Source organism: Paenibacillus sp. FSL R5-0914, assembly GCF_038004525.1.
In the GTDB taxonomy this organism is placed as follows: domain Bacteria; phylum Bacillota; class Bacilli; order Paenibacillales; family Paenibacillaceae; genus Paenibacillus_AQ.
The window spans coordinates 853912-869317 of sequence record NZ_JBBORH010000003.1 but is presented as its reverse complement, the minus strand read 5'-3'; the positions used below and the strand labels follow the sequence as shown (position 1 = coordinate 869317).

Below are 15406 nucleotides of genomic sequence, written 5' to 3'. Positions count from 1 at the left end.
TAAACTAAAGTTAAGGCTGAGAAGTTACCTGTGTAGCTACCCGCGCTTCCGTCCATTTTGCATTTAATTCGTCAAAAGACTTTTGTAAATCAGGCGCAGCAAGTAACTCTTGAATATAATCTCCGGACCAAAAGGACAGCTTAGCTCCATTTGCCAGATCGATGAACGCATCACTTTGTACCGTGCCATAAACCAGCTTAGGTTCATAAGATAGAAATTCACGGTACTGCGGCAAAAAAGGGTTCAGACTACCATCAGCAGGAAGGAATCCCCAATCATCTGAATACGAAGTCTCTTTTACAAAAAAATTCAACCAAGCCATAGCAAGCTCTTTATTCTTACTGTATTTGCTAACACCCACGAACCAGTCCGGATTGATCGGTGCATAGTGAGTACTGCTATTATCATAAGGAAATGGGAAGAATCCGATATCATCTGGTGAAGCCCCCACATCAAGCACTTGACCAACCGCCCAATTTCCAAGTAAATACATGCCAGCTTGACCTTTAGCGAGTCTAGTCTTAGAGATCTCCCAATTGTTCGAGAAGAGTTCATTCTCTACATAACCTTTAGCAATTAAGGTTCGAGCAATGGAAATGGATTTCCCCCACTCATTATCAAGCTGCCATGGACTATCCTCATTTACCATATTATTTAGATACTCAGGGTTGCCTGTCATATAATTGACCAGACTATTTCCCCATTCACGCAGTGGCCAGACGGCTCCATAATTCATATACAGCGGGATAATTCCAGCCTCTTTTAATTTAGCGCAAGCTTCGTAGAATTGATCCAGTGTCTGTGGAACCGCGGTAATTCCTGCTTTTTCGAAGGACCTTTTATTATAGACAATCCCTACCGTGGTAGTTCCCGTAGATAGCCCATATCGCTTACCATCATAAGTAGCAAAAGAAGTGAAGCGCTCACTAACCGAAGTTTCTTCATCCAACGGTTCGAAAAAATAATCCAGTTCCTTTGATGGAAGATTCACAGGAAGCAAAAGTACATCTCCGGCGTCCTTGGTGGACAGTCTTACCAGAATGTCCGTTGCGTAATTGGATAAACCTTCAAATTCAACATTCGCTTCGGGGTACTTTTGCTTAAATTGGTCTGCGTACCCTTGAAAGGTTCCATTCTCAATCAGATCTATTCGATTGGTCATCATGACTATGGTGCCGGATAAGTCAGACTTCACCTCGTTTCCAACTGGAGGCACTGTAGATTCCGTCTGTTTGGTGTTGTTCTCACAGCCACTAATCGATAACAAAATGAGAAGCAGCAGTATGGTACGCGTAGTCCAGTGTAATCTCATCCCCATCAACGGACAGCCTCCTCTTATTTCAGTCAGATAATCTAATCATTTCCGGTTCCAGCAACGGTAGCGACAAAATAACATCCGTCCCTTGTCCAAGCTCACTATATACCTCAATTCCAAAAGCCGCTCCATAATGAAGGCGCACTCGCTGCTGTATATTTTTCATACCAATGCCCCCATTGATACTTTTCTTAGGAGGACTTTCTTTCTGCAGCCCATCGTTCAATCTCTCCAAAGTGATCTTATCCATTCCACAGCCATCGTCCTTAATATGAAAGAACAGCATTTGCTCAGTCATCTCACAACGGATACTTAAATGCATTTGTGGTTTATTATCATCCAAGCCATGATAAGCAGCATTCTCTATGATCGGCTGGAAGACCAGCTTGATAATAGAGTAATTATCTAGCTCCTTCGGTACGTCGATCTCGAGTACGAAACGATTAGGGTAGCGACAGTTCAGCAGCTCAACATAATTGCGTACATATCCAAGCTCTTGCTTCATTGTCGTTTTGCCGCTCAAATCACTTGTACTATATCGTAGCAGTTTACCTAAAATTGAGATCATGTCCGCAGCTTCAATATCATCATTGAGCTCAGCGGTCATTCGGATCGACTCCAGCGTATTATATATAAAATGAGGATTAATCTGACTCTGCAGTGCGTGAAGCTCCGCTTCCTTCTTCTGTTCTTCAATTCGGTAGATATCCTGAATTAACTGCCTGATCCGAGCCAACATTCGATTAAACTGATGCCCGAGCAGACCAATCTCGTCACGCCGTCTAACCCTAAACATCACATCTAGATCGCCGCCCTGAACCTTTTTCATCAGTTGAATCATCTGCGATAGTGATTTAGTGAGTGCAAAGGAAAGAATAATGGAGATAATTAACGCAAGTACAATGATACTTAATGTAGCAGCGAGCGTTGTATTACGGGTTACCTTCACATCCCGCATTAGCACATCTACAGGAATCGAAATAATGGCCTTCCAATTGGTCTTGTTAGAGCTTGAGTAAATATTTAGAAAATCTTTTCCGTTGACTGTATCATAGAAACTCCCGGATTTCCCATCGACCCTTTTGAATAGCTCTGAATCAGATACATCCGTGGCAAGAAGTTTTTTGTCACTGTCGTACACGACCATCCCCATCTCATCAACGATCAAAGATTTGCCATGTGTTACTTTATCCAGCTCCGTAACCCGATTCTCCAAATTGCTAATATTCGCTTCAACCGCGATCAGCCCAATCGGATTTAACAAACCATCCACGATTTTGCGAACAACGGTAAAAGCATATCGAGTGCTCTGCAAATTACTCGTAAATGATTGGGTACCAAACAAAAGGGCCTCTCCGCTGGAATCCTTCGTCTGCTGACTCCAGTACTTATAGCTTTGATCGAGGTCGAGCCGTACGCCACCATCCTTGGCAGAATAATAACCATTCCCATGCGCGTCAAAAATATAAACCGTGTTCGCGCCTCGCTTAATATTGTTAATAAATGAAATGTTGCCTTCTATGCCCCGCTGAATTGACAACAGTAAATCAAAATCTCCGGGTAACAATGTAGCACTGCCTGATTCGCCACCCATGATCTCTTTCTGCTCATGATAGTGGTTCGAACGAATTAAATTTTGTTTAATATCGTTCACATAGGCTGGCATAGATGAAATACGCTTCATATCTTCGATATAATCATCTACTCCATCCATCATTTGATCGATTAACTTCTCAGAATAAGCAATGGTGTTGCCCTGAATAGATTCTGAATAACTCTTATAAGTAAACACACTAATGAAGGTAAGCGGAAGGGTAATAATTATTAAAAAGACGAGGAGCAGCTTGCGCTCCATACTCATGTCCCCGATAACGGACCACCAGCCAAAGATGCGTTTACCTTTCATACGGTCCTTCTCCTTAACCCTTTTTTACCTAACTTGTTATTATTATTTACCTAACAAAATTATTATACGGGGAAGTCCTTCTTTACACAATAACAAAACCGCTTCCTCATAACGAAGAAGCGGTTTTGTTATGTAAATCATAAAAATTTGTTAGGGACCCACTTATTTTATCGTGAATAATGACAGTTTGTCCTTTAACTGTCCTGAAGCACTTTCCAGCTTACCTGACAATGAAACGAGTTGATCACTTACACTTTGTTGTTCATTACTGAGTGAAGCCACTTCTTCGGAAGTCGCTGATGATTGCTCAGCTACAGCACTTACGTTACCCATGGCTTCCGACAACACAACCTGTGAATGATTCAAGCTACTGATCGCTGTTGTCACCGATTCCAGACTAGTAATGAACTCATCCATCTGTCCTTTTACGGATACAAAGATATCGCTCGTGCTCTTCACTGAGCTTATTTGCTCTTTAAAGAGAGGTGCCACTTCAGATAATACAGCTTCCGTTTCGTTCATTTCCGTTATGATCTTGTCGGTGATTCCGGCTACAAGAGCAATAGACTGCTTCGATTGGTCGGCAAGCTGTCTTACCTCACCTGCTACCACCATAAAGCCCTTGCCAGCTTCGCCTGCACGTGCGGCTTCTATCGTCGCATTCAATGATAAAATATTCGTCTGCTGTGTGATACTCTTCATCACATCCAGCACCTTAATCACTGAGAATACTGTTTCTTTCAAATTGTTAACACGTTCTACAAGCGCACCTGTCTTTTCCCCAGTACGGCTAGTTTGATCCAGTAAATCCGTTAATTGCTTGGCACCTTGAGCACTAGCTTCTCCAACCCCGCGTGCTGCCTCATCCATCTCACTATTGGCACTAATCACGGTCTGCATTTGCGTAGCTATCACATCTGTAAGCTCATTACCACGTTCAGCTTCAAGTGCCAGACTGCCTGCTCCTCCAGCAATTTCTTCCGTAGCGGCTGCTATTTCCTTCGCGGAAATAGCTGTCTTACGCGAAGCTTCTCCAAGCTCGCCAGCGGTCTCTAGCACATCTCGTGCAGTTTCTCTAGTTTGCGATACAAGCTCAGTAATACGCTCCATCATCAAGTTAAAGGAGGCTGATAGTTGTCCAATCTCATCCTTAGACACATATTCTGTACGTACACTTAAATCTCCGCTTGCACCTTGAACCATAAGATCCTTCAATCGTGCCAGAGGGCGAGCAATCATACGAACCATCCAAATCCCAATAAATATCGCAAGCAATGCCGCACCGGCAGCCGTAATGAACGTCGTCAACAGAATCGGACGGGCTTCCTTCACTAGTTCTTCTGTAGGAACTACACCTGCGAGCTTCCAATCTGCCCGCATCATCGGATTAAAGACCGCCAGAATTTCTTTTCCGTTTGGATCTTTAGCTTCTAGGCTATTATTATTTTTCTTACTCTCTTTGATAAAAGAAAACTCCGATGACTTTCCATCGTCTAGCGGATTAGAAGAAGCCACTACTGTACCTTGCGGAGACACAAGTTGAATACGGGAGCCGTCTCCCAGCTTCACACTTGCGAAAGATTCTTCCAGCAGTGTATTCTTCAACACAAGCATAATCATGTATCCTTTATCTGCTCCCAGACTTTTAAGAGATCTTACCAAAGCAATATCTTTTTCTTCCGCTCCTTGAAGAGAGGTTGAAAACCAAATATTTTTAGAGTCGTTATTGTTAGCGTCTGAATAATAAGAATTATATTCTTTAGAATCGGCCACAATTTTCTTGAACCATTCTTGTTCTCGTAATCCATCAAAATAAATGCCACCACTGCCAGATGTAACAATTTCCTGTTCAAGTGACTCGGGAATCAATGCGACACTGAGAATATTAGAATCTGTTGTAGTCTGATTGGACAATTTCTTACTTATTGAGCTTGTTGCTTCAAATTTCTCGTAAGCAGTTTGTGCAGTAGCCATTGATCTAAGATCCGTTTGCAACTGCACATCAAAAAAGAGCTGCAATACCGTATTCTCATATTGCTTCAAGGTAATATCCAGCTTCTCAGCAGTCTGAACAATAGTCTGGCGGTAGGCTTCGGATACGTTATTCTTTATCGTTGTTTTTGCCTTCGAATAAGATATAAGTCCAAGTGACATAACTACGATTACAGTGGAACATAAGAATATTAGAAATAACTTCACACCGACGGATTGGATAGGATTAACTCTCTTGATTTGGCTTCCCCAACCCAACATCATTTTCTTAGCATCTAACTTTGATGTCTTTCCTGTACCTACTTCATTGCTCTGTACATTTACGGATTTTTTATTGTTCTTCTTCATCTCTCTAACCTTCTCTCTTTATGCTTTTCACTAATACTATCTTGATCAGGATCCCCATCATGATCATCTACCCGCTAATATTAGAGGACATATGAAAGCGCTAACCATATTATATATCGGTTTATTAGGCCTTTTTTCTTAGCTTTACTATACTTTTTTTATAACTTTTAACCTATGTATTCTGAAACAAAAAAACTCCCTTCGTTCTACCCTCCTTTTGGATTTATTTGTTAGTTACTAATATATATATCTTATTGTTAGCTTTGTCAAAAGAAAAACAGGGATGCTCTTATAGAAAGAACATCCCTGTATCTTATTAAGATTTTCTCTTACGCATCATATCAAAGTATGCTACCGGCTGATCTACCTTCATGCGGACACGTTGCAGAGGATGACGAGCTGCGTCAAGCGGGTTGCCTGCTTCATCCCACAATTCCGCTACAGTCTGCTTAAAGAATGTATCATTGGGTCCGAAGAATTCGACTTCCTGCCCTGGCTTGAAGTGATTGCGTTGCTGAATGAGCGCCATTCCACTCTCAGCATCGTATTCTAGTACAAGTCCGGCAAAATCATACGGAGCCGCTTTTTCTTCAGGCTCATAGATATGATCTTCATGATCCGGAGTATCATAGAAGAACCCTGTGTTAAGCGGACGATTCGCCGCTTTATTCAGCTCATCCAGCCACTCTTGCTTCAACTCGTACCCTTCCGGATCAGCCATGTAAGCATCAATAGCTTTACGATAAGCGTTAACTACAGTAGCTACATAGTGAATCGACTTCATTCGTCCCTCGATCTTGAAGCTGTCAATGCCTACTTCAATGAGTTCAGGGATACTTTCCAGCATGCACAAATCCTTAGATCCCATGGAGAAAGGATTATCTCCTTGCTGATGCAGTGGAATCTGAGTTACACCCGGAAGCAAAGGGGCCGGAGATTGTGCTACAGCTTGATCTTCTTCAGATACCCAAGTGCCTTCAGGACGCGCATCCTCGAACAAATCATATTTCCAGCGGCAAGACTGACAGCAGCCTCCGCGATTGGAGTCACGATCTGTAAAGTGATTGGATAATACGCATCGACCGGAGTACGAAGAGCACATCGCACCATGGATAAAGCTCTCGATTTCAATGTCAACATGCTTCTTAATCTCAGCGATCTCTTCCAGGCTTGTCTCACGTCCGAGTACTACACGTGGCAGACCCTCTTCTTTCCAGAAGGATACCGCTTGCCAGTTCAGTGTAGACTGCTGAGTACTCAAATGTACCTCTAATCCAGGTACTAAACGGCGTGCTGTATCTACAATGACCGGATCAGCAACGATAATAGCAGCAATGCCAACTTCATATAAGTTACGCAGATATTCTTCAATCCCTGCGACATCTTCATTGTGAGCATAAATGTTCGTTGCAACAAATACCTTAGCGCCGTATTTCTTGGCGAATTCAACACCTTCACGCATTTCCTCAAAGCTGAAATTGTCTGCTCCTGAACGCAAACCGTATTTCTGCCCTCCGATATAAACAGCATCCGCACCATAGTGTACTGCGAATTTTAATTTCTCCAAATTACCGGCCGGAGCTAGGAGCTCCGGTTTGTCCAGACGGTAACGTTTACCCTTGTATTGCGGCTTTGTCATGGTTCCCATTCCTGTTCTCCCCTCCATCGCCCCACAAAGTGATGTCTGTGCATGCTTACTGCATCTAGTCTTTGCGGGGAACTAAAAAACTTTCATTAAATTAAACTTAATATACTTGCTCTTTATAGAAAAATCCGAAGCTTAGCTCCCGTTCTGGATCCTGCAACGTTCTGATAGCTTCCATCCAATCCTCTTGGAAAGAATATGCTTCTGGATCAGCTACATAAAGATCAATAGCTTTGCGATAAGTCTTAACAACCGCCATATTATACGCTGTTGATTTCAACAATCCTTCAATCTTAAAACTCTGTACGCCTGCAGCCATAAGGATATGAAGATCCTCCAAAATACAAATATCTTCCGAACTCATAATATGTGTACCGTTCTCGTCTTCATAGATTGGGAACTTTTGGTCATCTCGTTCTGCCTCGATCAAAAATAGACCACGTTCCTTACCAAGACTGCCGCCCTCGCTTGGACGTCCTTGATGCGACATATAGCTTTCTACAAGCTTACGCTTGGAATGGTATATATTAGTCATGCCGTGAACCTGAACCTGTGCCTCTACCTCTAAAAGCGGAACCATTTCCGTCATTTCATCCATATTCAGCTCACGGGCAAGAACGACGCGAGAAGCACCTTTACGCCCCCAATAATTCGCGGTTGCGTAATTGGTAGAGGTCATTTCCGCATTCCAATGCAGATTCATGCCCGGTGCTTCCTTCTTCACTGTGGTTAACACAGCAGGATCACCGAACTCAACACCGTCAACACCAAGTTCACCTATCGCATTCACATAGGCAGGGAGCTCTTCGAGAAGAAGGTTGGACATGAGTCCACCTAGTCCAGCATATACTTTGCAGCCACGCGCATGTGCCATTTCTACAACAGCAGCTGTATCCTCCAGAGAGAAATGTCCGGCAAGACGCATGCCAAAACGGTCATCCCCGATGAGCAATGCATCTGCTCCGGCATCCAGCAAAGCAGCAGCTTCCTCTAAGGATGCTGCTGTCGCCAACAATTCCGGTTTGTTAATCATGTTGTACCTCCTACTTGTACAGTTATTTCAACCGCACCACTCTTCATTTTAATATTTTATTTCGATTCTTGCTTACTTTTTTCAATATTGGCTAAATGTTCCTTGTAGGTCTTAGCAAACAAATGGCCCTGTGTACCATCTTTCTTAGTCACATAGAAGTAGTATTCAGATGCCTCAGGTTCAAGTGCCGCCTGAATGGAGGCCAGCCCCGGATTACTAATAGGTCCCGGAGGAAGCCCAATATTTCTATACGTATTATAAGGACTGTCAACTTCCAAATCTTTATATAACAGTCTTTCCTTCTGTTTGTCGAGCAAATATTGAACCGTAGCATCAATCTCCAGCTTCTGCTCTTTCTTTAAGCGGTTATAAATCACGCCAGCAACTAGTGGTCGTTCACTATCTACCACAACCTCACGCTCGACTAACGAGGCCACTGTCAACAGCTCATGAAGTGTCATTCCACGTGCTTCTAGCTTTTGCTTCCAATTCGGAATCGTGTCCAGTTTCCTCTGGAACTGATCCAATAATGCCTCTACAACTTCCTGCGGCGTACTATCCTTGGCTAGTTCATACGTTTCAGGGAACAAATACCCTTCAAGCCGATGACGAAGGTTCTTATTCTGTGGGATACCTAGAACATCAATTCCCTTCAAGCCCGCACCGGTATCCATCATTTCGAGAAAAATAGCAGCATCCTGATTCCAAGCCTCAGCAAGCTTCTTGGCAATCTGCTCAGCAGTATATCCTTCCGGAATCGTAAAAGTTACGGTCTGTTCCTTAACAACATCACCCGCGTTTAACCTCTCGATGAGCTCGTCATAGGTGTCTCCTGGACTAGCAACATAAGTACCAGCTTTGAAGCTGGAACCTTCTTTGGTCCATTTCAAATATCCCTTAAAAAAAAGACTGTTCCGAATAATGCCATTTTGTTCGAGCAGATCAGCAATTTCAGCGCTGCCCATGCCCTTCTCTATCGTAAATGTTACGGCAGGTCCTGCAGGTTCTACCGGCTGCATCCCGTTCCAAATGTACCAAGCGCCTCCGCCTCCTGCTGCTACCAGCAAAAGAATAACAATAAGCACAGTACGGATTGCGGATTTCAAGTCAGGTTCCTCACTTTCCGACTATAAAGTATAAAAGTGTACTACTTAAAATTCAATACATATTTCATGATCATGATTGTTCTTTTAATTATATTGATCGTATTCCAAGCAAAAAGAGCGCGGAATTCTCCGCCCTCTTCCGTACTCATCATAAATGTAACGTACATGTTTAAAGCTTATTCTGCATCGTCCACTGGAAAAGTCATCTCATCATATAGCTCAGAGATGTCTTCCCACTCTTCATCGTCCACGATGTTCTCTAGTTCCGGAAGTCCGTTAGGAGAGACAACGATACGCAGAATTTCATATTCCACGTCTTTACCGGTGCCTTTCAGCACCGCATAGCCAATACCACCGACTTCAAATTCGGCGATAATATCGTAAATGGAAGACTTGCCCTGCTCATCTTCCAGTTCTACTGTTTCTCCATAGGCTTCCTTAAGCCGCGAAGTCCATACCGCTTGATCAGCGGATACATCAGTCATTCTCAGATCCTCCGTCCAACTCGTCAACCAGTGTGTTGAAAGTCTCTTCGACAATCGCCCACTCCTCGTCATTATCGATCATGAACAATTGAAGATCGTCGCCTTCTTCCACATAACGGAACGCATAAACCTCATCGGTTTCCTCGTCCTCGGAATCAAGCGGAACCACCATCATGTACTTAGCGTCCGAGCCATCAACCTCAAACTTCATAATGACCTCGAATTCCTCTTCATTACCTTCCTCATCAGGAATATAGATAATTTCCGGTTCTTCCTCTTGGCCAATCTGTTCGTTTGTCATATCCTCGCACCCCTCACCTTTTACTGTTAGCATCCAAAAAATTTTGCAAAATCAGGGCTGCAGCCATTTTGTCCACAATCCCTTTGCGTTTCTTCCGGCTGACGTCCCCTTCAATCAGCACCCGCTCTGCGGATACCGTCGTCAGACGCTCATCCCAAAGGTGTACGGGCATTGCAAATTGCTCCCGTAGCTTGTCAGCGAACTCTATGCAGATTTCGCCCCGGGGTCCTACTGAGCCGTTCATATTCTTCGGTAGACCAACTACAATCTCTCCAATTTCGTGCTCCGTAACAAGTTCACGAATACGTTCGAACTCATTACCAGTACCGCGGCGCTCAATCGTTTCAAGAGCTTGTGCCGTCCATCCAAAAACATCGCTTGTGGCTACACCGATTCTACGGTCGCCGTAATCCAATCCTAACTTCTTCATCATCTGGGATTATCCACCTTGTGATTGACGAGGTAGAATCTAACCAACTCTTCAATCAGCTCATCACGTTCTTTTCTCCGGACCAAACTTCTCGCATTGTTATGACGCGGAATGTAAGCTGGGTCTCCGGAAAGTAGATACCCTACGATCTGATTGATCGGATGATACTCTTTCTCCACCAGTGCATCGTATACAGCGAGCAATATTTCCTGGGGAGAAGCTTCCTTTTCGTCGCCCTTCACATTGAATTTGACCGTTTTGTCCATGGAGTCCATTTGTGACACCTTCCTTCTGCAAAATCACCCTAAAAGGGCGGCTTCGCAAAGTTGCTACTGTGCAGCTCACTTGCTTCCTTTATCATAACATATTCATAGCCCAACGAGGAAATCCTGCGCGTGGAATAACGCTTTTTTTGGCATTTCCTCTACAAAAATAATGATATTTTTGGCTTTTAAGCTATTGTCAAGCACAACTATTCATGAAAATCTAACCACCTGTTAATAAAGAGTAGCGGTACTGATGTCAAACTCTCAGTACCGCTATGTTTTTTCGTAATACGTTTAAATTAAGAAATAGTTTCGTAATTTTTATTTATGCTAGGGAAGCCACTAATTCTTCTGCTTTAGCCAGTGCCTCGCCAAGCTTGGAGGCATCTTTACCACCAGCTTGTGCCATATCTGGACGTCCGCCACCGCCGCCACCGCATACTGCTGCGACTTCTTTAACGATCTTACCAGCGTGGAAGCCCTTATTCACCAGATCCTGTGGTACAGTTACAACAAAGTTCACCTTATCGTCCATGGCAGCACCCAGAACAAGTACAGCATCCGGGAGCTTGGATTTCAATTCATCTGCAGTAGAACGCAGAGCGTCCATATTTCCTGCTTGAACAGCAACAGCAAGAAGCTGTGTACCTGCACCAACCGTCTTCACACTGCTTGTTAGTTCAGCGGCAAATGTTGCGCTCAGCTTAGATTGCAAGGATTCATTCTCACGCGAAAGCTCACGCACTTGGTTATGCAATGCTTCAATCCGTTTTGGAACGTCGTTCAGAGAAGACTTCAGTAGACCCGCAGATTGCTTGAGCAGATCCAGTTGGCTCTCAGTGAACTGATAAGCGTAACGTCCAGTCACTGCTTCAATACGGCGCACTCCGGAACCAATACCACTTTCGCTAAGCAGCTTGAAAATTCCAATTTGAGACGTGTTGGATACATGGCATCCACCACAAAGCTCAAGGCTGTAATCGCCGACTTGAACGACACGGACAATATTGCCATATTTTTCACCAAATAATGCCATAGCGCCCATAGCCTTAGCTTCGTCAATTGGCTTATTCTCAATGACCACATCAAGGCCACGCCAAATTTGTGCATTCACACGATGCTCGATGTCGCTTAGTTCTTCCGGTGTAATCGCTCCGAAGTGGGAGAAGTCAAACCGTAAACGAGCACCTTCTACTAGAGATCCTGCTTGGTTGACATGACCGCCAAGAACCTCTTTGAGCGCTTTATGCAGTAGATGAGTAGCTGTATGGTTCTTCACGATATCTTCACGCTGTGCACGATCCACTTCAGCGCGAACCGATTCGCCTACTTTCAATTCTCCAGCTTCCACAGTTACCAAATGTACATGTTGACCATGTGGAGCCTTGAACAATCCTTTTACCTTAGCTGTAACTGAACCGCCAGTAAGCAGACCTGTGTCACTTACTTGTCCACCACTTTCAGCATAGAACGGTGTTGCCTCAAGAATTACTTGGCACTCTACGCCTTCGCCAGCGGTATCGACCAATTCATCACCCACAACAATTGCCATGATTTTCGACTCTGTTACCGAGTCATTATATCCAACAAATTCACTTTTAACCGTCAGATCCGCTAATGCGCCACCTTGGATCTTCATGCTGCCACCGTCATGACGTGCAGCTCTTGCACGATCACGCTGTTCTTGCATAGCGACATCGAAGCCTTCACGGTCTACAGTTAATCCTTGCTCTGCTGCGAAATCTTCAGTCAGGTCAAATGGGAATCCGTAAGTGTCATATAGCTTAAATGCATCAGCTCCAGCAATCGTGCTGTGCCCATCTGCTTTTGCTTTAGCGCTGATCTCACCCAAGATAGCCAATCCATCAGACAATGTCTCATGGAAACGTTCTTCTTCTGTACGGATAATCTTGGCGATATATTCCCGATTCTCGACAACGGATGGATAATACACACCCATAATCTCACCAACGGTTTCCGTCAACTCATGCAGGAACGGACGATCCAGACCCAGGGTCTTTCCGTAACGAACAGCACGGCGTAGCAAACGGCGGATAATATAACCACGACCTTCATTAGAAGGAAGTACTCCATCCCCTACGGCAAAAGTAACGGTACGCACATGGTCAGCGATAACTTTAAGCGCGATATCCTGCTCAACATTATCTTTATAAGTTACACCAGCAAGCTCAGCTGTTTTTTGAATAATCGGTTGGAACAAATCGGTATCGAAGTTGGAATCTACATCTTGAAGAATGGATGCAAAACGCTCCAGTCCAGCACCGGTATCAATGTTCTTGTTCGGAAGCGGCGTATAGCTGCCATCCTTGTTATGGTTGAATTGTGAGAACACAAGGTTCCATACTTCGAGCCAACGTTCGTTTTCTCCACCTGGATACATTTCTGGATCACTCATGTCGCTGCCATAAGCTTCGCCGCGGTCATAAAAGATTTCCGAACAAGGACCACAAGGGCCTTCGCCGATATCCCAGAAGTTCTCATCTCCCAGCTTAATGATGCGTTCTGCTGGCAAGCCCACTTTTTCATTCCACAGCTTGAATGCCTCTTCATCCTCAGCATACACAGTGACGGAGATACGTTCTGGATCGAAGCCGATCCACTCCTTGCCAGTCAAGAATTCCCAAGCCCATGTGATAGCTTCTTCTTTAAAATAATCGCCGATAGAGAAGTTACCTAACATTTCGAAGAATGTATGGTGACGGCGTGTCTTCCCTACATTCTCGATATCATTGGTACGAATACATTTCTGCGAGTTCGTCAGGCGCGGATTCTCAGGAATCTCACGGCCATCGAAGTATGCTTTCAGCGGTGCCATACCTGCGTTGATCCACAACAGCGAAGGATCGTTATGCGGTACGAGAGATGCACTAGGTTCAATCTTGTGACCTTTACTTTCAAAAAACTTAAGCCATTTGGAACGAATTTCACTTGCTTTCATTGTTTACAGCTCCCGTCTCATCTTTTTAATTCGGCTCATGCGCCAGATTGTACAAATTTTCTAAAAAATAAAAACAAAAAAACGCCCCTGAATAATTCAGGGACGATTAATATCGCGGTACCACCCTGGTTATCGCCTTGACCCAATTTACGGGAAAGTTAAAGGGCGATCGCCTTGTCGCGGCTGATAACGGGTGCCCCCGGTGAGTTTGTGATCTCACACTCCGAAATTAGCTTTCCACCGGCCTGTCTTCAAGGTTCTCCCAGCCATTACGAAATGCTTTCGTAAAGGAACCTGTTCTCTGATCAAGCCATCCTCCGGCGTACTTCATTTTCATCAACGTTTTATCCGATTTACATTTTAACATTTCAAGTATAGCCAGTGCCCCTTCATCTGTCAATCTAAGGAGAAGTTAAGGATAACGTGAGAATATATGATTTTTGTAATGGTGAACTCGGGCACTTAAAGAATATAGTAAATCTCAGATATCATTTGGAAAATTATGTATTAAAAATAATGCTCTAGAATACGCAATGCTCGGGTAAAACCTAAGGAGGATTACAAATCATGCTGCGCAATAAAGTAACTGAGGAGCTATCGATTGTTAAAGTTAAGCCTACATCAATACGCTTTATCGTCAGTCTCATTTTTATTCATATTCTCTTCACTCTAACGGTTAACCTTGTCCTTTTTGCAAATGGAACTTTAAGCGTTATTGCCAAAAGCACAAACGGATGGATCAACGAAACGTTAGCTGCAAATCTGTTCGGTCTTGTGTTAGAAGTGGTTATTTTCTTATGTACAATAGCTAAATTATCGCTGAGGGATTTGGGGTTAAAAAGGAATACATTATTAGCAGGACTTATCGGCACTTTTCTATTTTGGCTCGCAATTAACATTGTTGATTTAGGTATGACATTACTGACTCACTCAAGTTTAACATTCAATAATGATATTTTCACGAATTCGAACGTCGTCTTTGGTGAATTCCTGGGTCAGGTTTTCGGAAATGCTTTACTGGAAGAAGTTTTGTTTCGGGGCTTTCTGCTAGTTCAAATCTATCTCTTATTAAAAAAAGTCAATAACAATACTTCACGCATCGGTTATGCAATGCTTATCTCACAATCCATCTTTGCCGCTATACATATCCCAAATCGGATCTATTCAGGATTAGTCGGAATGGATTTTGTTTATGATTTTATCGTACTAGTAATTCTAGGGGTCATATTCTCATTACTCTATGTCTTAACCAAGAATCTATTTTTCGTGATTGGCGTCCATTCCTTAATGAATGTTCAGATTATGTTTTGGAATAGTAGTTTTACTCATACAGCAACGTTAATCTGTGTGTTATTACTGACTTGTCTTTTAATTTGTTTCAAAAGGAAGGAATTCCGAGCGCAGAAATCAGAGGGGGCAGTGCCAAGCTGAATAAATGGGATCGGAGAATTCTCTAGAATCGCGACTGACCCAATTGTAAACATAATCAGCTAAAGCAAGCAGTCGATAACCAAAACGGAGGGCAGCAATTCTCTAGTAAATATGAGAAAAGCTGCCCTGTGCTGTATTTTTACGTTTTTAATATAAAAGAGCTACGTTTCCGTCAGCTGGCGTAGGCAG

At 43.5% G+C, this 15406-nt stretch carries 12 protein-coding genes; 1 reads left to right on the top strand and 11 read right to left on the bottom strand.

Going from position 1 to position 15406, the window contains the following annotated elements; translation table 11 throughout:
• Positions 1 to 10: 10 nt before the first annotated feature.
• From MKX60_RS27175 to alaS, 11 genes are all read right to left on the bottom strand, one after another.
• Positions 11 to 1318, bottom strand: a complete 1308-nt coding sequence (locus MKX60_RS27175) for an ABC transporter substrate-binding protein (protein WP_341061522.1) — start codon at positions 1316 to 1318, stop codon at positions 11 to 13.
• Between the two features lie 22 nt (positions 1319 to 1340).
• Complete coding sequence (locus MKX60_RS27170) at positions 1341 to 3221, bottom strand: cache domain-containing sensor histidine kinase (protein ID WP_339269733.1); 1881 nt, start codon at positions 3219 to 3221, stop codon at positions 1341 to 1343.
• Between the two features lie 162 nt (positions 3222 to 3383).
• Positions 3384 to 5561 (bottom strand): methyl-accepting chemotaxis protein, encoded by a 2178-nt coding sequence (locus MKX60_RS27165; protein ID WP_076284267.1) that lies wholly within the window; start codon positions 5559 to 5561, stop codon positions 3384 to 3386.
• A gap of 316 nt (positions 5562 to 5877) precedes the next feature.
• Complete coding sequence (locus MKX60_RS27160) at positions 5878 to 7209, bottom strand: peptidase U32 family protein (protein WP_339801835.1); 1332 nt, start codon at positions 7207 to 7209, stop codon at positions 5878 to 5880.
• A 97-nt stretch (positions 7210 to 7306) separates the two neighbouring features.
• The gene (locus tag MKX60_RS27155) at positions 7307 to 8239 is read right to left on the bottom strand and encodes a peptidase U32 family protein (protein ID WP_341061521.1); all 933 of its coding nucleotides are present in this window, start codon (positions 8237 to 8239) and stop codon (positions 7307 to 7309) included.
• A 56-nt stretch (positions 8240 to 8295) separates the two neighbouring features.
• Entirely contained in the window at positions 8296 to 9345 is a 1050-nt protein-coding gene (gene mltG / locus MKX60_RS27150) for an endolytic transglycosylase MltG (RefSeq protein WP_341061519.1), read from the bottom strand.
• Positions 9346 to 9521: 176 nt separating this feature from the next.
• Positions 9522 to 9830, bottom strand: coding sequence for a DUF1292 domain-containing protein (locus tag MKX60_RS27145; RefSeq protein WP_076300046.1), 309 nt, complete (start codon positions 9828 to 9830; stop codon positions 9522 to 9524).
• Entirely contained in the window at positions 9823 to 10131 is a 309-nt protein-coding gene (locus MKX60_RS27140) for a DUF1292 domain-containing protein (protein ID WP_038569507.1), read from the bottom strand. The genes MKX60_RS27145 and MKX60_RS27140 overlap by 8 nt, the downstream gene beginning before the upstream one ends.
• Positions 10132 to 10144: 13 nt before the next feature.
• Positions 10145 to 10561, bottom strand: a complete 417-nt coding sequence (ruvX, locus tag MKX60_RS27135) for a Holliday junction resolvase RuvX (protein WP_042193474.1) — start codon at positions 10559 to 10561, stop codon at positions 10145 to 10147.
• Positions 10561 to 10836 carry an IreB family regulatory phosphoprotein gene (locus MKX60_RS27130; RefSeq protein WP_042125473.1) on the bottom strand — a complete coding sequence of 92 codons (276 nt, stop codon included), beginning with the start codon at positions 10834 to 10836 and terminating at the stop codon, positions 10561 to 10563. The genes ruvX and MKX60_RS27130 overlap by 1 nt, the downstream gene beginning before the upstream one ends.
• A gap of 316 nt (positions 10837 to 11152) precedes the next feature.
• Complete coding sequence (alaS, locus tag MKX60_RS27125) at positions 11153 to 13786, bottom strand: alanine--tRNA ligase (protein ID WP_076284271.1); 2634 nt, start codon at positions 13784 to 13786, stop codon at positions 11153 to 11155.
• Between the two features lie 567 nt (positions 13787 to 14353).
• Between alaS and MKX60_RS27120 the strand changes: the two genes are divergently transcribed.
• Entirely contained in the window at positions 14354 to 15217 is an 864-nt protein-coding gene (locus tag MKX60_RS27120) for a CPBP family intramembrane glutamic endopeptidase (protein ID WP_341061518.1), read from the top strand.
• The last annotated feature ends 189 nt before the right edge of the window (positions 15218 to 15406 follow it).